The following is a 19,699-nucleotide window of genomic DNA, read 5'->3' on the forward strand; positions in this document are numbered from 1 at the left end:
CGGTTGGAAGGTGGTTACTTGTTGCGCGGCAGGGTGACCTTGCCGCTGACGTTGCGGTGCTCCACATCGCCACTGCCGCTGTGGTCGACGGTCAGCGCGCCGCGCACGCCGTCCACGCGGATGTCGCCCGAGCCGTGGCTGCGCACGTGCACGCTCCCGCCGATGTCATCCAGATCGACGCCGCCGGAGCCGACCACGCCGACCTCCACATTGCCCTGCACGCGCTTGAACTCGATGTCGCCGGAGCCAACCGTGTCCAGCCGCGCATTGCCGCGCACATCGCTGATCTTCAGGTCGCCCGAGCCCACCGTACCGGTGCTGGCATCGCCGCCGATATTGCGCACGTTGACGTCGCCCGAACCCAGCGACAGCAGGTTCAGCGAGCTGCCGCCATCGATGTCGAGATCACCCGAGCCCACGGCCGCATGGATGCTGCCGCGGGTGCCGCGGGCAATGGCATCGCCGGAACCGACGTCCACGCTCAGCGACTGCGCGTTCTCCACGCTGGCGTCGCCGGAGCCGACCTTGAGCTGCAACGGCAGGTTGTCCGGCACGCTGCCACGGATGTCCAGCCAGGCGTAGCTGTTACCCAGGTTGATGCCGCTGGTGCGGCCTTCGCGGCGCAGGCTCACCACCAGCTTGTCACCCACCCGGCGCTGGTCCAGTACCAGCTGGTCCAGCCATTCCTGGCTGGAGGCGCAGGCCCGGCCGTCCAGCTGGCCACCGCCGGCGCTGGCGACGACCTTCAGGTCATGCTGGTTCACTTCGAAGACCACCGCCTTGGCACCGGCCAGGTCCAGCTTCAACGCGCGCGCAGCGGTGAACTTGCAGTTCGGAGCATCGGCGGCCAGCGCCGACAGTGGCAACAGCAACAGCGCAGAACAAGCGAGCAGGGAACGCATGGGTGGTGCCTCCAGAGGGATGGGATCAGATCTCGCCGGCGCGCTTGCGCAGGCGGATGGCGAGGAAGATGAACAGTGCGCCGACGACCGCACCGATCCACAGTTCCGGCATGGCCAGTGACTTCAACTGCGAGGCCGGCGACATCAGGCTGACCACCGAGTCCAGGTCGCGGCGTGCGTTGTCATCGGCGCCGAGGCGGTAGAGCAGGTCCATGCCCGGCACGCCACCCAGCAGCAGGCGGCCGACGATGTTCTGCCAGAACCAGCCGGTGCTCAGGCCAACCAGCGGCATGACCTTGGTGGTGCTGACGATGACGCCGGCAAACAGCGGCAGCATCACCGCCCACAGGAACGGCTTGCTCTTGGCCCAGGCCGAGCACAGCAGCAGCCAGCCGGCGGTCGGCAGCGCCCACAGGGCATAGACCGGAATCCAGGCCAGGTGACCGGCGGCCAGGGTCAGCGGGCTGGCCGGGCCCCAGATCAGGGTCATCGGGCTGCCGCCGTGCATCAGCGCGACGATGCTGATGACCAGCATGAAACCGAACATGGTGATGATGCCGGCCACCACGGCGATCAGCGGCGCCACGATCAGCGCGCTGAGTACCTTGGACAGCACCGTCTGGCTGTCCGACAGCGGCAGCGATTTCCAGAACAGGATGCTGCGGTCGCGGCGGTCGTCATACAGTGCGCCGAGGCAGTAGAAGAACACCACGAAGGCCAGCACCAGGAACGGCCAGGCCGAGCTGAGTACCAGGGTCAGGTCCAGTCCATTGCCGAGGTCGGTCAGATCCTTGGCGCTGATGTCGCGGGTCAGCAGGGCCAGGTCCAGGCCATTGATGTTCACGTCCTCGCCGTCGATGTGCAGGCCACCATCGCGGGCGGCACGATGCAGGGCGAACAGGCCGAAGGCGATGCCCACGGTGCTCATCACCAGCGAGATCAGGCCGGCGATCAGCGGGGCATACAGGAAGCCGCCGCGGTTTTCCCAATACTCGCGCTTGAGCAGCCAGCGCAGGGTGCCCATCGGGCCGACAGGGTGGTTGACGGCATTCATGCGTAGGTCCCCTTCATGATGGCGACGAACAGATCGGCCAGGCCCGGGCTGCGGGTTTCACCGAGGGTGGAAAGCTGGGTGCGCGGCACGCCATCGAACAGCATCACGGTCTTGCCGAACGCCAGGCTGCGCTCGTCGATCGGCTTCAGGGCGCGCGCCGTTTCCAGCTGGTCGGCGTTCACCAGCAGCTCGGTGTAGCGCTGGCCGACGTCGTCCATTTCCGCATCCAGCACGATGCGGCCATCGCGGATGAACATCACATCGCTGAGGATGTGCTCGATCTCTTCCACCTGGTGTGTGGTGACGATGATGGTCTTCTGTTCGTCGAAGTAGTCTTCCAGCAGGCGCTGGTAGAACTCCTTGCGGTAAAGGATGTCCAGGCCCAGGGTGGGTTCGTCCAGCACCAAGATGCGGGCATCGATGGCCATCACCAGCGCCAGGTGCAGCTGCACGATCATGCCCTTGGACAGTTCGCGCACGCGCTGTTTGGGCTGCAGCTTGGTGTTGGCCAGGAAGCGCTCGCAGCGGGCGCGGTCGAAGCGCGGATGCACGCCGGCGACGAAATCGATCGCCTCGCGTACCTTCAACCAGCGCGGCAGCACGGCAACATCGGCGATGAAGCAGATGTCCTTCATCAGCTCATCGCGGTGCAGGCGTGGGTCGCGTCCGAGCACGCTCAACTCGCCTTCCACCGAGGTCAGGCCGAGGATGGCCTTCAACGCGGTGGTCTTGCCGGCACCGTTGGGGCCGATCAGGCCGACGATGCGCCCGCTCGGAATGCTGAAGCTGGCATTGTCGAGCGCGACCGTGGTCTTGTAGGCCTTGCGCAGGCCTCGGGCGGTGATCACCGATTCACTTGCGGAGCTATTCATCAGACATTCCCCTGGGGCAGCAATTCGTCGAGGCTCAGGCCCAGGCGCTGGATGCGTTCCAGTACGGCCGGCCACTCTTCGTTGAGAAAGCGGTCGCGCTCAGTACTGCGCAGCTGCGTGGCCGCCTGCTCGGTCATGAACATGCCCAGGCCGCGGCGCTTCTCCACCAGGCCTTCATCGGCCAGTTCCTGGTAAGCGCGCGAAACGGTGATGGGGTTGAGTTGATAGTCGGCGGCGACCTGACGCACCGAGGGCAGGGCATCGCCCGGCTTGAGGATTCCGTCGAGCATCATGGCGATCACGCGCTCCTTCAACTGACGATAGATCGGAGCGCCGTCGCTCCACTGGATGTCGCTCATGTTCAGCTCCGTGGGGTCAGCGGCTGTGCGAACGAGAAATACGGCATGGACAGGGAGCTGTGCAGCCGACGCGGGGGAGGGGGGGAGGGGGTGGCAGTCCCTGTCGGTGAAACGGTCGCGTCCTGCGCACTGTCGGCCGAGGCCGGGGGGGCGGGCATGGCCAGCCAGGCCAGCACCAGCAGCGTCGAAACGGCCGTGACCGCGGGTGCGGTGAGAGTGCGACGAATCCGAGCGTTCATGGCTTCCCCCTGTCTCAGGTGACTGGTGTTGTATGCAACTATAACACCGGCACGCCGCCGTGCAAGCCCTTGCCGGACCCAACTGATGGCACGGGGGGTCATATGGCCGAAATATTCATTCAACTCATTGTTTTTCAATGAAAATAAAAACTTCGCAGGCGGGGCTCGAGATCGCCCTTGCATTCAGTATTGTAGATGTCGTGTAATTCCTGAGCCGTGCACCGGCGACCGCCGGCAAAGGCGCCATATCGCGCAAAGCCGGCTTGGCCTGCGCCGGCCGGGGCAGCGCAGGCCCGGTGCTATAGTTCGGCCGATCCCCGGCCCGTACCGGTCGGGCCCTGTAAAAGGCCACTACGGACTGACCTTGATGCCTCTGCCGACCGTTTCCCTGCGCCGCCTGCGTGGACTCTCCCTGCTGGCCCTGATGGTTGCCGGCGTTGCCGGTCCGGCCACGGCCCTGGCCGCCGATCTGCTTGACCTGTCGTACCGTCCGTTGGCGGGCAAGCAGCAGATCAATCTGCAGCAGCGCTATCACGGGCAGGTGCTGCTGGTGGTCAATACCGCCAGCAAGTGTGGCTATACCCCGCAATACGAAGGTCTGGAAGCCCTGCACAAGCGCTACGCCGGCCGTGGTTTTGCCGTGCTCGGTTTTCCGTCCAACGACTTCAAGGGCCAGGAGCCGGGCGACGAGAAGCAGATCCAGGAGTTCTGCACGCTGACCTACGGGGTCCGGTTCCCGATGTTCGAGAAGGTGCATGTGGTTGGCGCGCAGGCCACGCCGTTGTACCAGCGGCTGACCGCGGCTACCGGCGTGGCGCCGGGATGGAACTTCCACAAGTACCTGGTCGGCCGCGATGGCAAGGTCATCGCCCAGTTCGCCAGCAAGGTGACGCCGGACGATCCGCAGTTGACGGCGGCCATCGACAAGGCCCTGGCCGCCGCCCAGCATTGATATCCGGCACGGATGCCTCGACATCGGGGGCATGCGTGCGACAATGGTTCTTTTCGCGCCGACGTCGGCGCCCAGACACTTCCAGGAATGCAGCGAATGAAGATGGGAATGCGCGGCGCCGCGGCGTCGGTTCTGATTCTGGCGATGGGCACTTCGGGTGTCGCTCTGTCGCAACAACCGGCTGCTCCGGCAGCCGCCAAGGAGACCGCAACCTTGAATTCCCCCAAGCAGAAGCTGGGCTATGCCATCGGCCTGGACGTGGCCAAGTCGTTCACCCCGATCGCCGATGAGATCGATGTCGCCGCGCTGCGCACCGCCGTGGAGCGTTCCTTCGAAGGCCTGCAGCCGCAGATTACCCAGGAACAGGCCAAGGCCACCGACGCTGCGCTGCGTCAGGTAGTAATGGCGCGCAGCGGCCAGCAGGTGCCGGGCATGGCGCCGGGCACGCAGCCGCCGAAGGTCGATCGTGTCAAGGTCGCGCAGATGATCGGTTCCTACTCGGTCGGTCCGTCGCTGGCACAGCTGAAGGACGACATCGACGTTGCCGCGTTGTTTGACGCAATCAGCACGGGTCTGAGCAAGGGTCAGCCGAAGATGACGGAAGCTGACGCGACCGCCACCATCCAGGCCTTCATGGGCAGCAAGCAGGCTGAAATGCAGGCCAAGGCCGCCGCCGCCGCGCAGACCAACCGTGAGGAAGGCAATGCGTTCCTGTCCAAGAACAAGACCCAGCCGGGCGTGGTGACCACCGCGTCGGGCCTGCAGTACCAGGTGATCCGCCCGGGCAGCGGCGAGCGTCCGCTGCCGAGCAGCAAGGTGCGCGTCAATTATGAAGGCAAGCTGCTCAACGGCACCGTGTTCGACAGCTCCTACGGCCGCCAGCCGGCCGAATTCGGCCTGGACCAGGTGATCAAGGGCTGGACCGAAGGCGTGGCACTGATGCCGGTCGGTTCGAAGTACCGCTTCTGGATCCCGGGCGAACTGGCCTACGGCGAGAACGGCACCCCGGGTGGCCCGATCGGCCCGAACGCCACGCTGACGTTTGACGTCGAGCTGCTGGGCGTTCTGCCGTAAGTCATCCAGGAGCGAATACGGACATGCGCGTTGCAATTTTTGGTACCGGTTACGTAGGGCTGGTGACCGGTACCTGCCTGGCCGATGTCGGTCATCAGGTGGTCTGTGTCGATATCGACCAGGCCAAGGTGGACGGCCTCAACCAGGGCATCATCCCGATCTACGAGCCGGGCCTGGAACCCATGGTGAAGGCCAACCATGCGGCCTCGCGGCTGGCGTTCACCACGGACGCGGCTGCCGCGATCGGCCATGGCCAGGTGGTGTTCATCGCCGTCGGCACGCCGCCGGACGAGGACGGGAGTGCCGACCTGCAGTACGTGCTGGCCGTGGCCCGCACCATCGGCCGGCACATGAGTGTGCCGACCGTGGTGGTCAACAAGTCGACGGTGCCGGTGGGTACCGCCGACAAGGTGCGTGCCGCCATTGCCGAAGAGCTGGCCGCACGTGGTGCGGACATCGCCTTCGACGTGGTGTCCAATCCGGAATTCCTGAAGGAAGGCGATGCGGTGGCCGACTGCATGCGCCCGGACCGCATCATCATCGGTGCCACCAGCGAAGAGTCGGTGGCAGTGATGCGCCGCCTGTACGCACCGTTCAACCGCAACCACGACCGCGTGGTGGAAATGGACGTGCGTTCGGCCGAGCTGACCAAGTACGCGGCCAACGCCATGCTGGCGACCAAGATTTCGTTCATGAACGAAATCGCCAACATCGCCGAACGCGTGGGTGCCGACGTCGAGCAGGTCCGCCAGGGTATCGGTTCGGATCCGCGCATCGGTTGGCACTTCATCTATCCCGGTGCCGGTTACGGCGGCTCGTGCTTCCCCAAGGACGTGCAGGCGCTGGCCCGCACCGCCCAGCAGTACGGTCTGGAACCGAAGCTGCTGAATGCGGTGGAAGCGGTCAATGATGCGCAGAAGGGTCATCTGTTCGCGCTCATCCAGCGTCACTACGACAAGGGCGAGGACGAGGGCGTGCGCGGCAGGACCTTTGCCGTGTGGGGCCTGGCGTTCAAGCCCAACACCGACGACATGCGTGAAGCCTCCAGCCGCCGCCTGCTGGCGCAGCTGTGGGAGGGCGGTGCGACGGTGCGCGCCTACGACCCCGAAGCGATGCACGAATCGCAGCGCATTTTCGGTGAGCGCGATGACCTGGTGTTCTGCAACAGTGCCGATGAGGCCCTGCAGGGCGCCGACGCGCTGGTGGTGGTGACCGAGTGGAAGCAGTTCCGCAGCCCCGATTTCCAGAAGCTGCGCGAGCAGCTCAAGGACGCAGTGGTGTTCGACGGGCGCAACCTCTACGACCCGGCCGAGGTGGAAGCCGCGGGCGTGGCGTACTACGGTATCGGCCGGGGGCGTTCGCTGCATGTCTGAGCTGCCCACCGAACGCGAACAGGCGCTTGAAGCGCGTCTGGTCGAACTGGAAATGCGCGTGTCCTTCCAGGAACAGGCCTTGGCCGAGTTGAGCGATGCGCTGGCCGATGCCCGCATGCAGGGCATGCGCAATGCCGACGTGCTGCGCGTCCTGCTGGAAGACCTGGGCAAGGTCCGCAACGCACTGAATTCTTCCGATCCGGCGAGCGAACCGCCGCCGCCGCACTACTGATCCGAATCCTATGAGCGATACCCTCCGCGACCAGCTGATGGGCCTGGGCTTCAAGCCCGCGCCCAAGCCCGAGCGCAAGAATGATGGCCCCCGCCGTGATGGCCGCCCGCAGGGCAAGGGTGGCAATGGCAATGGAAAGCCGCAGGGCGCCGGCAAGGGCGAACACAAGCCCGGCGAGCGCCGAGGTGGCCACGGCCACGCGGGTGCAGGCAAGCCCGGGCAGTCCCGTGGGCCCGGCCAGCAAGGCCCGCGCAAGCCGCGTTCTGCCGAGGAAATGGACCTGGCCAAGGCCTACGCCATCCGTGCGCAGCGGGAAAAGGAAGAGCGCATCGAGACCGAGCGCCTGAAGCAGGAAGAGGCGCGCGTTCGCCGTGAGGCCAAGGCCAAGCTGGAAGAGCTGCTGAAGGACAAGGGCCTGAATGCCGAGGACGCGGACATCGCCCGCCACTTCCCGTACGGCGGCAAGATCAAGCGCATCTACGTGACCGCCGAACAGCTGACCGCGCTCAATGCCGGTGAACTGGGTGTGGTCCAGCTCAATGGCCGATACCTGCTGGTGACTGCCGAGGTGCTGGCGCAGTCCGAGGCGGTGTTCGCCGCATCGGTGGCGCTGAAGGTCGATCCGAACGCGCCGGCCGAGGAAGATCCGTACGCCGATCCGCAGTACCAGGTGCCGGACGACCTGGTCTGGTAAACGCGTGAATGCTGCGGGCCCACGGCCGTCGCGGCGGTGGGGGAAGGGATGACCGCAGATCCAAGCCGCGGCTATGTACCGCACATCGACGGCCTGCGCGCGATTGCCGTGCTGGCCGTCATCGTGTTCCACCTCGACCCGGCCTGGCTGCCGGGCGGGTTCACCGGTGTGGACGTGTTCTTCGTCATCTCCGGCTTCGTGGTCAGCGCATCGGTACACCGGTTGCCACCGCTTCCGCTGGGGCCGTCGATGCTGCGCTTCTATGCGCGTCGCATCCGCCGAATCGCGCCCGCCCTGTTGACCTGCCTGTTGCTGACCGCGCTGGCCAGTGTGCTGTTCATTCCCGAGTCCTGGCTCAGCGAGGCCAGTGACAAGACCGGGTTGATGGCCCTGTTCGGCTTCAGCAACTGGGTGCTGGCAGCGATCGGCAACGATTACTTCGCCCCCAGGGCCGAGTTCAATCCCTATACCCATACCTGGTCGTTGGGGGTGGAGGAGCAGTTCTACCTGATCTTCCCGCTGCTGTTCCTGGCCTGGGCGCGCGGTGCGCGTGGGCGCTGGATCAGCCTGGGCCTGTTTGCGCTGGTCGGTGTGGCGTCGCTGCTGCATGCAGCGCTGCTGGGCATGCGCGACGTGGCGCCGTCGTGGGCGTTCTATGCCACCAGCACGCGCCTGTGGCAGCTGGGGGTGGGGGTGCTGCTGTTCCAGTGGCTGCACCTGCGCCCGTCGCTGAAGTGCGCAACGGGGCAGGCGCCGAAGCGCACGGCCCCCGTATTCTCCCTGCTGGCGGTGGTGGCGCTGGCCCTGCTGGGGTGGGCGCTGTGGTCCGCGCGTGCAGGGCATTCGCCATGGCCGGATGGTCTGCTGCCGGCCTTTGCCACCGTAGGCCTGTTGTGGTCGCTGCATCATCATCCGCAGGCCTGGGTCGCGCGCCTGCTGGCCAGTGCCCCGATGCGCCGTGTCGGCCTGCTGTCGTACTCACTGTATCTGTGGCATTGGCCGGTGTTCGTGCTGATGCGCTGGACTGTGGGCCTGCAGACACCGGCGCAGATGATCGCTGCGATGGCGCTGGTGCTGCTGCTGTCGTGGCTGTCGTGGCGCTGGGTGGAACAACCCTTCCGCGGCAGGTTGGCGCAGCGCCTTCGCCCCGAGCGGTGGGTGCTGGCCGGCGCGGTTGCGCTGCTGCTCGCTGCCGGCCTGCAGACACTGCTCTACCGGCAGGCGCCACAGCTGTCGTTGAGTACCGTCAGCCGGCATCCGGCCGATTGGTACCCCGACGGCAAGAGCGTGGCCGGCGATTATCCCGGCTGTGCCCTGGTGACGGCCAAGCATCGTTTCGAGGGTGGCAGTGCGCGCACCTATGCCCGCGGAAACTGCGACCGTGCGGTGCCGGCGGGTGCGCCGGCGCGGGTGTTCGTTGCCGGTGATTCGCATGCGATGGCCTACATCGAACTGCTGCAACGCCTGGCGCTGGAAACCGGCGCGGAAGTGTCGCTGTATGGCCGTGGCGGATGCCCGCAGGTAAGCCTGCAGAAGTGGCGTGGTGCAGGTGCGGGCTGTGCCGGATTCGATGCGGCGGTGTTCGCGGACATCGCACGCCGTGCGCAACCGGGTGACGCGGTGGTGCTGGTGTCGCTGCGGGTTCCGCGCCTGTCCGATCAGTTCGTGCTGTTCGACGCGCAGGCGCAGCTTGCCGGAGAGCTGACCGCCGAAGCTGCCGTCGGGCGCAAGACTGAGGTGGCCGAGGCGATCGCGCAGTGGAGGCCGCTGGCCGAGCGGGGCGTGCGCATCGTGCTGGAGGCGCCCAAGCCGGTGCTGCCGGCGCCCCCGTATCGCTGTTCGGACAGCTTCAACGCGTGCAACGAAGTCTGCCGCAATGGCCTGGACAGCACGCGCGAGGCGATGGAGACGCTGCGCGCGCCCATGCTGGGCAGCCTGCGCCAGGTGGTCGACGGCCTGCCCGGCGGCGTGCTCTGGGATCCGTTGCCGGCCCTGTGCGACGACCGCCTGTGCCCGGCACAGCGTGATGGCCGGCCGCTGTTCTTTGATGGCGATCACCTCAGTGCGCAGGGCAATCGCCTGCTGTTGCCTTCGCTGCAGCAGGTGCTGCTGCAGCGCTGAACGCGGATCCGTCCCCTTTGTCTATTCGGGGTCGTAGTCGAGGTTGGAGGCCAGCCAGCGCTCGGCCTGCGCGCGGTCCACGCCCTTGCGGCGGGCGTAGTCGCTGACCTGTTCACGGCTGAGCCGGCCCACCACGAAGTACTGGCTCTGCGGGTGGCTGAAGTAGTAGCCGGATACTGCCGCGGTGGGCAGCATCGCAAAGCTCTCGGTCAGCTCCATGCCGGCGTTGGCCTCGGCCTGCAGCAGGTCGAACAGGCGGCGCTTCTCGCTGTGCTCGGGGCAGGCCGGGTAGCCCGGCGCCGGGCGGATGCCGCGGTACTGTTCGTCGATCAGCGCCTCGTTGTCCAGCGTCTCGGCGTGGTCGTAGCCCCAGAACTGCGTGCGCACGCGCTGGTGCAGGCGCTCGGCCAGCGCTTCGGCGAAGCGGTCAGCCAGTGCCTTCAGCAGGATCGCGTTGTAGTCGTCATGCTCGGCTTCGAAGCGTGCAACGTGCGCGTCGATACCGATGCCGGCGGTCACCGCGAACGCGCCGATCCAGTCGTCGCGGCCACTGTCGGCAGGTGCGATGAAATCGGCCAGGCAGAAGTCCGGGCGCTCGGCCGGCTTGTCCACCTGCTGCCGCAGGAAGTGCAGGGTGGTTTCACCAGCCGGGTGCTGCACGCGCACATCGTCGCCCACGCTGTTGGCCGGCCACAGGCCAAACACCGCCTTGGCGGTCAACCACTTCTCGCCGACGATGCGGTCGAGCATCGCGCGCGCGTCGCGGTACAGTTCGCTGGCCTGGCTGCCGACGATCTCGTCGGTGAGGATGGCCGGAAATTTGCCGGCCAGCTCCCACGCCTGGAAGAACGGGGTCCAATCGATGTAGTCCACCAGTTCGGCCAGTGGGTAATCATCGAAGACGTGCAGGCCGGGCTGACGCGGTGCAGGTGGCGTGTAGTTGGCCCAGTCGCCCTGGAACTTCTGCCCGCGTGCGTGCTCCAGCGAGACCAGGCGCTTGGCATCACCACGGTTGCGGTGACGCGCACGGATCTCGGCATAGTCGGCCTCGTTGGCGGCGACGAAGGCATCGCGCAGATCACGCGAGATCAGCGACTGGGCCACGCCGACCGCACGCGAGGCATCCTTCACCCACACCGTGGGCGCCTTGTAGTGCGGGTCGATCTTCAAGGCCGTGTGTGCGCGCGAGGTGGTTGCCCCGCCGATCAGCAGCGGCAGGTCGAAGCCCTGGCGTTCCATTTCGCGCGCGACGTGGCTCATTTCTTCCAGCGAGGGGGTGATCAGCCCGGACAGGCCGATCAGGTCGGCATGGTGCTCGCGCGCGGCGTCGAGGATCTTCTGCGCCGGCACCATCACGCCCAGGTCGATCACTTCGAAGTTGTTGCAGGCCAGGACCACGCCGACGATGTTCTTGCCGATGTCGTGCACATCGCCCTTCACCGTGGCCATGATGATCTTGCCATTGCTCTTGGCGGTATCGCCGCTGCGGGCCTTTTCGGCCTCGATGTACGGCAGCAGGTAGGCCACGGCCTTCTTCATCACCCGTGCGGATTTCACCACCTGCGGCAGGAACATCTTGCCGGCGCCGAACAGGTCGCCGACCACGTTCATGCCGTCCATCAGCGGGCCTTCGATCACGTCCAGCGGGCGGCTGGAGCCCTGCCGGGCCAATTCGGTGTCTTCCTCCACCCAGGCATCCAGGCCGTGCACCAGCGCATGCGCCAGGCGCTGTGCCACGGGCTTTTCACGCCAGCCCAGATCCTCGGTCTTGGCCGCGCCCTTCTTGCCCTTGTAGCGCTCGGCGATCTCCAGCAGGCGTTCGGTGCCATCGCTGCGGCGGTTGAGGATCACATCCTCCACGCGTTCGCGCAGCTCAGGCTCCAGCTCGTCGTAGATCGGCATCGCGCCGGCGTTGACGATACCCATGTCCATGCCAGCGGCGATGGCGTGGTACAGGAACACCGAGTGGATGGCCTGGCGTACCGTTTCGTTGCCGCGGAACGAGAACGAGACGTTGGAGACGCCGCCGGAGACATGGCAGTGCGGCAGGGTCTGCTTGATGATGCGGGTGGCTTCGATGAAGTCCACCGCATAGTTGTCGTGCGCTTCGATGCCGGTGGCGACGGCGAAGATGTTCGGGTCGAAGATGATGTCCTGTGGCGGGAAGCCGATCTCATCGACCAGGATGCGGTAGGCGCGGGTGCAGATTTCCACCTTGCGCGCGCAGGTGTCGGCCTGGCCTGTCTCGTCGAACGCCATCACCACCGCAGCTGCGCCGTAACGCAGCACCTTGCGCGCGTGCTCGCGGAACAGTGCTTCGCCTTCCTTCAGCGAGATCGAGTTGACCACGCTCTTGCCCTGCAGGCACTTCAACCCGGCCTCGATCACGCTCCACTTGGAGGAGTCGACCATCACCGGGATGCGTGCGATGTCCGGCTCGGACATGATCAGGTTGAGGTAGCGGGTCATCGCTGCCTCCGAATCGATCAGGCCTTCGTCCATGTTGACGTCGAGGATCTGCGCGCCGCTGGCCACCTGCTGGCGGGCCACGTCCACGGCTTCCTCGTAGCGGCCTTCCTTGATGAGCTTGCGGAACTGCGCGCTGCCGGTGACGTTGGTGCGCTCGCCGACATTGACGAACAGCAGGTCCGGGGTGATGACCAGCGGTTCCAGGCCTGACAGGCGGGTGTAGGGGGCGGTGCTCATGCGGCCTGCTGCTCCTGCGCGCCGGGAAGTGGACGGGGCGGCAGGCCGGCCACGGCCTGGGCGATGGCGCGGATGTGCTCGGGGGTGGAGCCGCAGCAGCCGCCGACCAGGTTCAGCAGGCCATCCTCGGCGAAGCCGCGCAGCGTGGTGGCCATTTCCTCGGGCGTTTCGTCGTACTCGCCAAAGGCATTGGGCAGGCCGGCGTTGGGGTGTGCGCTGACATGGCAGTCGGCCACGCGCGCCAGGGTCTCCACATGTGGGCGCATCGCGTCGGCGCCCAGCGCGCAGTTCAGGCCGATCGACAGCGGCCGCGCATGCGCCAGCGAGGCGTGGAAGGCGTCGGCGGTCTGCCCCGACAGGGTGCGGCCGGAGGCATCGGTGATGGTGCCGGAGATCATCACCGGCAGGCGCGCAGCGCGTGCATCGAAGGCTTCTTCCAGCGCATACAGCGCGGCCTTGGCGTTGAGCGTGTCGAAGATGGTCTCGACCATCAGCGTGTCGGCGCCGCCGTCGATCAGGCCTTCAATCGCTTCGCGGTAGGTATCGCGCAGTTCATCGAAGCTGGTGTTGCGGAAGCCGGGATCGTTCACGTCCGGGCTGATCGAGGCGGTACGGCTGGTGGGGCCGATCACACCGATGACGAAGCGCGGCTTGTCCGGCGTGGTCGCTTGCACCGCATCGCAGCAGGCGCGTGCAACGGCTGCGCCGGCCTTGTTCAACTCATACACCAGGTGTTGCAGGTGGTAATCGGCCTGGCTCACCGAAGTGGCGTTGAACGTGTTGGTTTCCACCAGGTCGGCGCCGGCCAGCAGATAGGCGGTGTGGATGTCGGCGACGATCTGCGGCCGGGTCAGCAGCAGCAGATCGTTGTTGCCCTTCAGATCGTGACCCTCGGGCGTACCGTGGTCGCAGCCCGGCCCGTGGGCGTGGTCGTAGCCGCCGGCGAAGCGCTCGCCGCGATAATCCTGCTCCTGCAGCCCGTGGCGCTGGATCATGGTGCCCATGGCACCGTCGATGATCAGGATGCGCTCGCGCAGGGCGACGAGCAGGGCGTTGGCACGATCGGGATGCAACCAGGGCAGCGCGGACATGGTGGACTCGGGCTCAGGGCTTGTTGGCGATCAGCGAGATCACTTCGAAATGCGGTGGGCGCTTCTCGCGGGTGACCGTCTCCAGGCTGGACACCTGCAGGCCGGCCTTGTCGACGAACTTGCGCAGTTCCTTGTCGCTGAAGCCGAGGTTGACGTGGCCGTACGCCTCGACGGCGGCCTTGTGCTCATGGCGGGCCAGGCTGCACAGCAGCAGCCGGCCGCCCGGGCGCAGCACGCGTGCGGCCTCGGTCACCGCCTGCGCCGGCTTGCTGGCGTAGGTCAGCGCGTGCATCAGCACCACCAGGTCGAAGCTGCGGTCCTTGAACGGCAGCGCATGCATGTCGCCCTCGCGTACCTCCACGTTGGGCAGGCGGCGCAGGCGCTCGCTGGCGGCGGCGACCACGCGCGCGCTGGTGTCGATGCAGACGTAGCGCTTGGCGTGCGGGGCGACCAGTTCGGCCAGCACGCCGTCACCGGAGGCGATGTCGAGCACGTCGCCGGTTTCCAGCAGCGGCAGCGCGGTGCGTGCCAGCGCCTCCCAGGTGCGGCCCGGGGAGTAGTGGCGTTCCATGTCGCCTGCCACGCTGTCGGCCCAGTTCTGGTCGGAGGCGCGGTGGGCCAGCACGGCGGCCACCCGTTCAGCATCCTGGCGCAGCAGCGGATCGTCGCTTCCGTTGCTCAATGCGTGCCACAATGCGCGCTGCGCTGGGTCCAGCTGGGCCTCGTCGAAGCGGTAGTAGGCCGATACGCCGGCACGGCGGTCGCGGACCAGCCCGGCTTCCTTCAGGCGCGCCAGATGGGTCGACACGCGGGGCTGCGCCAGCCGCGTGATCGCCGACAGCTCGGCCACGGTCAGCTCTTCCTGTTCCAGCAGCGCCAGCAGGCGCACGCGGGTGGCATCGGCGAACACCTTCAGGCGGGTCGACCAGTCTTCCAGATCCATAAATATCTACCTATCGCGATATAGAGATATATTCGCCGAGAAGGCCTGCCAGGGTCAAGTCGCTGGCGTACGGAACCATTCACGCCCCGGTACAATCGAGCTACCTGGGCGCGCCGCATGCGGCCCATAACTTCATGTACCCGGGAGGGTGTTGTGGATTTCAGCTTTACCGAAGAGCAGTTGATGCTGCAGGACGTTGCGCGTCGCATCGCGCAGGAGAAGATCGCCCCCAGCGCGGAGCACCATGACCGCACCGGCGAGTTCCCGTTGGACAACATCCGCCTGCTGGGCGAGAACGGCTTGATGGGCATCGAAGTGCCGACCGAATACGGTGGCGCGGGCATGGACCCGATTGCGTACGTGCTGGCGATGGTGGAGGTCGCCGCCGGTGATGCTGCGCATTCGACCATCATGTCGGTGAACAATTCGTTGTTCTGCAACGGCATCCTGACCCATGGCAGCGAAGCACAGAAGCAGAAATACGTGCGTGCCATCGCCGAGGGCGAGGCCATCGGTGCGTTCGCGCTGACCGAGCCACAGTCCGGCTCGGACGCCACGGCCATGCGTTGCCGGGCCGTCAAGCAGGCCGATGGCAGCTTCGTGATCAATGGCAAGAAGAGCTGGATCACCTCCGGCCCGGTGGCCAGGTACATCGTGCTGTTTGCAATGAGCGAGCCGGACAAGGGTGCGCGCGGCATCACCGCCTTCCTGATCGACACCGACAAGCCCGGCTTTGGCCGTGGCAAGACCGAACCGAAGCTGGGCATCCGCGCCTCGGCCACCTGCGAGATCGAGTTCAACGACTACGTAGCCCAGGCCGAGGACGTGCTGGGCCAGGAAGGCGAGGGCTTCAAGATCGCGATGGGCGTGCTGGATGCTGGTCGCATCGGCATCGCCTCGCAGGCGATCGGCATTGCCCGCGCTGCCTATGAAGCTACGATCGAGTACGTGAAGGAGCGCAAGGCGTTCGGCGCGGCCATCGGTACCTTCCAGATGACCCAGGCCAAGATCGCCGACATGAAGTGCAAGCTGGACGCGGCGCTGCTGCTGACCCTGCGCGCGGCGTGGGTGAAGGGCGAGGGCAAGCGCTTCAGCAATGAAGCGGCCATCGCCAAGCTGACCGCTTCGGAGGCGGCGATGTGGATCACCCATCAGGCGGTGCAGATCCATGGCGGCATGGGCTATTCGAAGGAAATGCCGCTGGAGCGCTACTTCCGTGATGCCAAGATCACCGAGATCTACGAGGGCACTTCGGAGATCCAGCGCCTGGTGATCGCACGAAACGAGACCGGGCTGCGCTGAGTGGCAAGGGCCGCGCCGCTGCAACGGCGGCGCGGCCAGTAGATCCACGCCATGCGTGGATGCGCTGTTCTCTACAGAGCGGCAACCCACGTACCGCCATCAATTTCATTGTGCGGCGCCCTTCCAAAGCCCCGCTACAATGCAGGCCGTTTTTCTCAAGGGTCTGCACGATGATCCATCGCGGCTGGGGTTTGATGACGCTGGTGACGCCGATCGCAGTGATCCTGCTGCTGGCGTACTTTTATCCGCATGATGGCCCCAAAGGCAACATTCCGTTGCAGCAGGTTCTCCTGGGTGCGGGTATCGGCGCAACCGTGAACGTACTGTTGGGCCTGTGGCTCAATCGCATGCCCCGGAAGAAGGGCGAAGCCGCGCCCCATCATTTCTTCTTCGTACCGATGCAGTGGGTGGCCTCGGTGATTGTGGTGGTATGCGTGCTGGTTGCACTGCTCCGCTGAGACCCCCTGCAGAGCGCCAACCAAGGTTGGCGGCTACCGGGCATGCCCTTGCTTGGGTAGATGCCAACCCTGGTTGGCATGGATTCAAAAGCAGCAACAAAAAAGGCCCCGGATCGCTCCGGGGCCTTTCTCGTTTCAGCTTTCGGCCGGATCAGCGATCCGGACGGTGCGCGGCATCGGCATCGCGCTGGCGTTCCATGAACTCCTTGGAGGGTTCATCGAGCTTGTCGCCCAGCATGCGCCGCACGACCACGAAGAACACCGGGATCATCAGCAGGCCGAGCAGGGTGGCGAACAGCATGCCACCGATCACGCCGGTGCCGATGGCGTGACGGGAGTTGGCGCCGGCACCGCTGGAGATCGCCATCGGGATGACGCCCATGATGAACGCGAACGAGGTCATCAGGATCGGGCGGAAGCGCAGGCGCGCTGCCTCGATGGTGGCATCGCGCAGGTTCTTGCCGGCTGCGCGTTGCTCCACCGCGAACTCCACGATCAGGATTGCATTCTTCGCCGCCAGGCCGATCACGGTGATCAGACCGATCTTGAAGAACAGATCGTTGGGCAGGCCACGCAGCATCGACAGACCCAGCGCACCCAGCACGCCCAGCGGCACCACCAGCAGCACCGCCACCGGAATCGACCAGCTTTCATACAGCGCGGCCAGGCACAGGAACACCACCACGATGGACAGCACCAGCAGCAGGGTCGCAGCGTTACCGGCCAGGATTTCCTGGTAGGACATGCCGGACCAGTCGTAGCCGAAGCCGGCCGGCAGGTCGTCGTTGACGATGCTCTCCATCGTCTGCATCGCTTCACCCGAGCTGGTGCCCGGGGCCTGCGAGCCGACGATGTTGATCGCCGAATAGCCGTTGTAGCGGCTCAACGACGGCGGTGCCGACACCCACTCGGACTTGACCACCGTGTTGAGCGGGATCATCGCGTTGGTGCCATCGGCATTGGTGGTCAGGCTGGACGGGCTGTAGAAGCTCTTCAGCGATTCCTGGCCGGTGCGGTACGGGCCATCGGCCTGCATGGTCACCCGCTTGATGCGGCCTTCGTAGAAGAAGTCGTTGACGTACACCGGGGCCAGCATCAGCTGGATGGTGCTGTACACGTCCGACACCGACATGCCCATCGACTGCGCCTGCACGCGATCGACGTGCAGCTGCAGCTGCGGCGCGTTCTCCAGGCCGTTGGGGCGCACGCCGACCAGCGCTTCAGGCTTCTGTGCGGCCTTGCCGAGCAGGATGTTGCGTGCCTGGGTGAGCTGCTCGTAGCCGGCGCCGCTGCGGTCCTGCAGCCACATGTCGAAGCCGCCGAACTGGCCCAGACCCTGCACGGTCGGCAGGTTGACCACGAAGATCTGCGCTTCCTTGATGCCGTAGAACGCGCCGTTCATGTTCTGGATGAACTCCGGCGCGGTGAACTTGCGTTCCTCCCACGGCTTCAGGCGGATGAAGCCCATGCCCACGTTTTCGCCGGAACCGACGAAGCTGAAGCCGGCCACCTGCAGCATGCCTTCATAGCCGTCCTGCTTTTCCAGCACGCCACGCATCTGCGCGAACACTTCGTTGGTCTGGCTCTTGGTCGAACCCGGCGGCAGCTGCACGATCGCCAGCGCATAGCCCTGGTCTTCTTCCGGCAGGAAGCTGCCGGGCATGCGGGTGAACAGGAAGCCGCACAGCGCGGTCAGCACGACGAACAGGATCATCCAGCGCGGGGCGTGGCGCACCGCCGAGGTGATATGCCCCACGTAGGTGTGGCTGATCTTGTCGTAGTACTTGTTGAAGGTGCGGTAGACGATGTTCGGGTTGTCGTTGTGCGTCGGCTTCAGGAAGGTCGCGCACAGCGCCGGGGTGAAGCCCAGTGCCAGGAACGCCGAGAACGCCATCGAGATGGCGATGGTCAGCGCGAACTGCTTGTAGATCTCACCGGCCGCACCGCCCTGCAGTGCCGACGGAATGAACACCGCGGCCAGCACGACGGTGATCGCCACCACCGCGCCGGTGATCTGGGTCATCGCCTTCTGCGTGGCCGGCTTCGGCGCCAGCCCTTCCTCGGTCATGATGCGCTCGACGTTCTCGATCACCACGATCGCGTCATCGACCACGATGCCGATCGCCAGCACCATCGCGAACAGGGTCAGCTGGTTGATCGTGAAGCCGATCATCCACATGCCCAGGAAGGTACCGAGCAGGGCCACCGGAATGACCAGGGTCGGGATCAGCGTGGCGCGGAAGTTCTGCAGGAAGATCAGCATCACCAGGAACACCAGCAACACTGCTTCGAACAGGGTCTTGACCACTTCCTGGATCGAGATCTTGACGAAGGTGGTGCTGTCGTACGGCGAGAACCAGGTCACGCCGGACGGGAAGCTGGGTTGCAGTTCGTCCATCTTGGCGCGCACCGCATCGGCCACGTTCAGGGCGTTGGCGCCCGGCAGCAGCTGGATGGCGAAGGCACCGGTGGGCTTGCCGTTGTACTGGGTGTCAAAGCCGTAGTTGTTGGCACCGAAGGCCACCCGGGCGATGTCCTTGAGCAGCACGCGCGAGCCGTCGGGGTTGGCGCGCAGGATGATGTTCTCGAACTCCTGCGGCGAGCTGAAGCGGCCTTCGGCCGACACCGTGGCGGTGAAGTGCTGGCCCTCCGGCGACGGGTCCGAACCCAGCGCACCGGCGGCGAACTGCACGTTCTGCGCGCGCACCGCGGCCAGCACCTGGCTGGCCGACAGGCCGTAGCCCTGCATCTTTTCCGGGTTCAGCCAGATGTTCATGGCGTACTCGGAACCGAACTGCTGGGTGCTGCCGACGCCGGGGATACGCGAGACCTGGTCGAGCACGCGCGAGCCGACGATGTCGTTCAGGGCGTCACGATTGATGGTGGGCGTATCGGACTGCAGCGCGATCACCATCAGGAAGCCGGCGTTGGCCTTGGCCACCACCACACCCTGCTGGGTCACTTCCGAAGGCAGTCGTGGCGTGGCCAGCGAGACCTTGTTCTGCACCTGCACCTGGGCGATGTCCGGATCGGTGCCGGTCTCGAAGGTCAGGGTGATCGAGGCACGGCCGTTGGAGGCGGACGAGGAACTGAAGTACAGCAGGTGATCGATACCGGTCAGCTGCTGCTCGATCACCTGGGTGACCGATTTTTCAGTGGTGTCGGCACTGGCGCCCGGGTAGGTGGCCGAGACGGTCACCTGTGGCGGGGCGATGTTGGGGTAGGACTCCACACCCAGGTTGAGGATCGCGATCACGCCGCTGAGCGAGATCAGGATCGCAACCACCCAGGCGAAGACTGGATGCTCGATGAAAAATTTAGGCATGA

At 65.8% G+C, this 19,699-nt stretch carries 16 protein-coding genes; 8 read left to right on the top strand and 8 right to left on the bottom strand.

Annotated elements, in window-relative coordinates; genetic code table 11:
* Positions 1-14 precede the first annotated feature (14 nt).
* From LZ605_RS01295 to LZ605_RS01310, 4 genes are read right to left on the bottom strand one after another with little or no spacing between them, the layout of a single operon-like run.
* A complete protein-coding gene (locus tag LZ605_RS01295; protein ID WP_249843545.1) occupies positions 15-902 on the bottom strand; it encodes a DUF4097 family beta strand repeat-containing protein in 888 nt (295 codons plus the stop codon).
* Positions 903-927: 25 nt separating this feature from the next.
* On the bottom strand, positions 928-1,956 hold the full coding sequence (locus tag LZ605_RS01300; protein WP_249843546.1) for an ABC-2 transporter permease: 1,029 nt from the start codon (positions 1,954-1,956) through the stop codon (positions 928-930).
* Positions 1,953-2,828 (bottom strand): ABC transporter ATP-binding protein, encoded by an 876-nt coding sequence (locus LZ605_RS01305; protein ID WP_107232933.1) that lies wholly within the window; start codon positions 2,826-2,828, stop codon positions 1,953-1,955. The genes LZ605_RS01300 and LZ605_RS01305 overlap by 4 nt, the downstream gene beginning before the upstream one ends.
* Positions 2,828-3,187, bottom strand: coding sequence for a GntR family transcriptional regulator (locus LZ605_RS01310; RefSeq protein WP_107232934.1), 360 nt, complete (start codon positions 3,185-3,187; stop codon positions 2,828-2,830). The genes LZ605_RS01305 and LZ605_RS01310 overlap by 1 nt, the downstream gene beginning before the upstream one ends.
* A gap of 606 nt (positions 3,188-3,793) precedes the next feature.
* On the opposite strand from LZ605_RS01310, the gene LZ605_RS01315 reads away from it, so the two are divergent.
* From LZ605_RS01315 to LZ605_RS01340, 6 genes are all read left to right on the top strand, one after another.
* On the top strand, positions 3,794-4,378 hold the full coding sequence (locus LZ605_RS01315; RefSeq protein WP_249843547.1) for a glutathione peroxidase: 585 nt from the start codon (positions 3,794-3,796) through the stop codon (positions 4,376-4,378).
* Positions 4,379-4,474: 96 nt separating this feature from the next.
* Complete coding sequence (locus tag LZ605_RS01320) at positions 4,475-5,452, top strand: FKBP-type peptidyl-prolyl cis-trans isomerase N-terminal domain-containing protein (RefSeq protein WP_249843548.1); 978 nt, start codon at positions 4,475-4,477, stop codon at positions 5,450-5,452.
* A 23-nt stretch (positions 5,453-5,475) separates the two neighbouring features.
* Positions 5,476-6,825, top strand: coding sequence for a UDP-glucose dehydrogenase family protein (locus LZ605_RS01325; RefSeq protein ID WP_249843549.1), 1,350 nt, complete (start codon positions 5,476-5,478; stop codon positions 6,823-6,825).
* A complete protein-coding gene (locus LZ605_RS01330; RefSeq protein ID WP_046982650.1) occupies positions 6,818-7,057 on the top strand; it encodes a SlyX family protein in 240 nt (79 codons plus the stop codon). Before LZ605_RS01325 ends, LZ605_RS01330 begins: the two co-directional genes overlap by 8 nt.
* A 10-nt stretch (positions 7,058-7,067) precedes the next feature.
* Positions 7,068-7,751, top strand: coding sequence for a DUF2058 domain-containing protein (locus LZ605_RS01335; RefSeq protein ID WP_249843550.1), 684 nt, complete (start codon positions 7,068-7,070; stop codon positions 7,749-7,751).
* A gap of 48 nt (positions 7,752-7,799) precedes the next feature.
* Positions 7,800-9,872 (top strand): acyltransferase family protein, encoded by a 2,073-nt coding sequence (locus LZ605_RS01340; RefSeq protein ID WP_249843551.1) that lies wholly within the window; start codon positions 7,800-7,802, stop codon positions 9,870-9,872.
* 21 nt (positions 9,873-9,893) lie between these two features.
* Here LZ605_RS01340 and metH read toward each other — a convergent pair whose 3' ends face one another.
* The 3 genes from metH to LZ605_RS01355 are packed head-to-tail and all read right to left on the bottom strand — an operon-like array spanning position 9,894 to position 14,612.
* Complete coding sequence (metH, locus tag LZ605_RS01345) at positions 9,894-12,578, bottom strand: methionine synthase (RefSeq protein ID WP_249843552.1); 2,685 nt, start codon at positions 12,576-12,578, stop codon at positions 9,894-9,896.
* Positions 12,575-13,669, bottom strand: a complete 1,095-nt coding sequence (locus LZ605_RS01350) for a homocysteine S-methyltransferase family protein (RefSeq protein WP_249843553.1) — start codon at positions 13,667-13,669, stop codon at positions 12,575-12,577. The genes metH and LZ605_RS01350 overlap by 4 nt, the downstream gene beginning before the upstream one ends.
* Positions 13,670-13,682: 13 nt before the next feature.
* Positions 13,683-14,612 (bottom strand): ArsR/SmtB family transcription factor, encoded by a 930-nt coding sequence (locus LZ605_RS01355; RefSeq protein ID WP_057495390.1) that lies wholly within the window; start codon positions 14,610-14,612, stop codon positions 13,683-13,685.
* A gap of 153 nt (positions 14,613-14,765) precedes the next feature.
* Here LZ605_RS01355 and LZ605_RS01360 point away from each other — a divergent pair, with 153 nt between their 5' ends.
* Both LZ605_RS01360 and LZ605_RS01365 read left to right on the top strand, forming a co-directional pair.
* Positions 14,766-15,914: an acyl-CoA dehydrogenase family protein gene (locus tag LZ605_RS01360; RefSeq protein WP_249843554.1), complete on the top strand. Its 1,149-nt coding sequence runs from the start codon at positions 14,766-14,768 to the stop codon at positions 15,912-15,914.
* A 170-nt stretch (positions 15,915-16,084) separates the two neighbouring features.
* A complete protein-coding gene (locus LZ605_RS01365; protein WP_249843555.1) occupies positions 16,085-16,372 on the top strand; it encodes a hypothetical protein in 288 nt (95 codons plus the stop codon).
* 151 nt (positions 16,373-16,523) lie between these two features.
* On the opposite strand, the gene LZ605_RS01370 is transcribed toward LZ605_RS01365, so the two are convergent.
* The gene (locus LZ605_RS01370) at positions 16,524-19,697 is read right to left on the bottom strand and encodes a multidrug efflux RND transporter permease subunit (RefSeq protein ID WP_249843556.1); all 3,174 of its coding nucleotides are present in this window, start codon (positions 19,695-19,697) and stop codon (positions 16,524-16,526) included.
* Positions 19,698-19,699 lie beyond the last annotated feature (2 nt).

It is taken from the genome of Stenotrophomonas maltophilia, assembly GCF_023518235.1.
Taxonomy (GTDB): Bacteria; Pseudomonadota; Gammaproteobacteria; order Xanthomonadales; family Xanthomonadaceae; genus Stenotrophomonas.

Coding starts and splice junctions, on each gene's coding strand:
- LZ605_RS01295 (WP_249843545.1), bottom strand. CDS start 902: ATGCGTTCCCTGCTCGCTTGTTCTGCGCTGTTGCTGTTGCCACTGTCG.
- LZ605_RS01300 (WP_249843546.1), bottom strand. CDS start 1,956: ATGAATGCCGTCAACCACCCTGTCGGCCCGATGGGCACCCTGCGCTGG.
- LZ605_RS01305 (WP_107232933.1), bottom strand. CDS start 2,828: ATGAATAGCTCCGCAAGTGAATCGGTGATCACCGCCCGAGGCCTGCGC.
- LZ605_RS01310 (WP_107232934.1), bottom strand. CDS start 3,187: ATGAGCGACATCCAGTGGAGCGACGGCGCTCCGATCTATCGTCAGTTG.
- LZ605_RS01315 (WP_249843547.1), top strand. CDS start 3,794: ATGCCTCTGCCGACCGTTTCCCTGCGCCGCCTGCGTGGACTCTCCCTG.
- LZ605_RS01320 (WP_249843548.1), top strand. CDS start 4,475: ATGAAGATGGGAATGCGCGGCGCCGCGGCGTCGGTTCTGATTCTGGCG.
- LZ605_RS01325 (WP_249843549.1), top strand. CDS start 5,476: ATGCGCGTTGCAATTTTTGGTACCGGTTACGTAGGGCTGGTGACCGGT.
- LZ605_RS01330 (WP_046982650.1), top strand. CDS start 6,818: ATGTCTGAGCTGCCCACCGAACGCGAACAGGCGCTTGAAGCGCGTCTG.
- LZ605_RS01335 (WP_249843550.1), top strand. CDS start 7,068: ATGAGCGATACCCTCCGCGACCAGCTGATGGGCCTGGGCTTCAAGCCC.
- LZ605_RS01340 (WP_249843551.1), top strand. CDS start 7,800: ATGACCGCAGATCCAAGCCGCGGCTATGTACCGCACATCGACGGCCTG.
- metH (WP_249843552.1), bottom strand. CDS start 12,578: ATGAGCACCGCCCCCTACACCCGCCTGTCAGGCCTGGAACCGCTGGTC.
- LZ605_RS01350 (WP_249843553.1), bottom strand. CDS start 13,669: ATGTCCGCGCTGCCCTGGTTGCATCCCGATCGTGCCAACGCCCTGCTC.
- LZ605_RS01355 (WP_057495390.1), bottom strand. CDS start 14,612: ATGGATCTGGAAGACTGGTCGACCCGCCTGAAGGTGTTCGCCGATGCC.
- LZ605_RS01365 (WP_249843555.1), top strand. CDS start 16,085: ATGATCCATCGCGGCTGGGGTTTGATGACGCTGGTGACGCCGATCGCA.
- LZ605_RS01370 (WP_249843556.1), bottom strand. CDS start 19,697: ATGCCTAAATTTTTCATCGAGCATCCAGTCTTCGCCTGGGTGGTTGCG.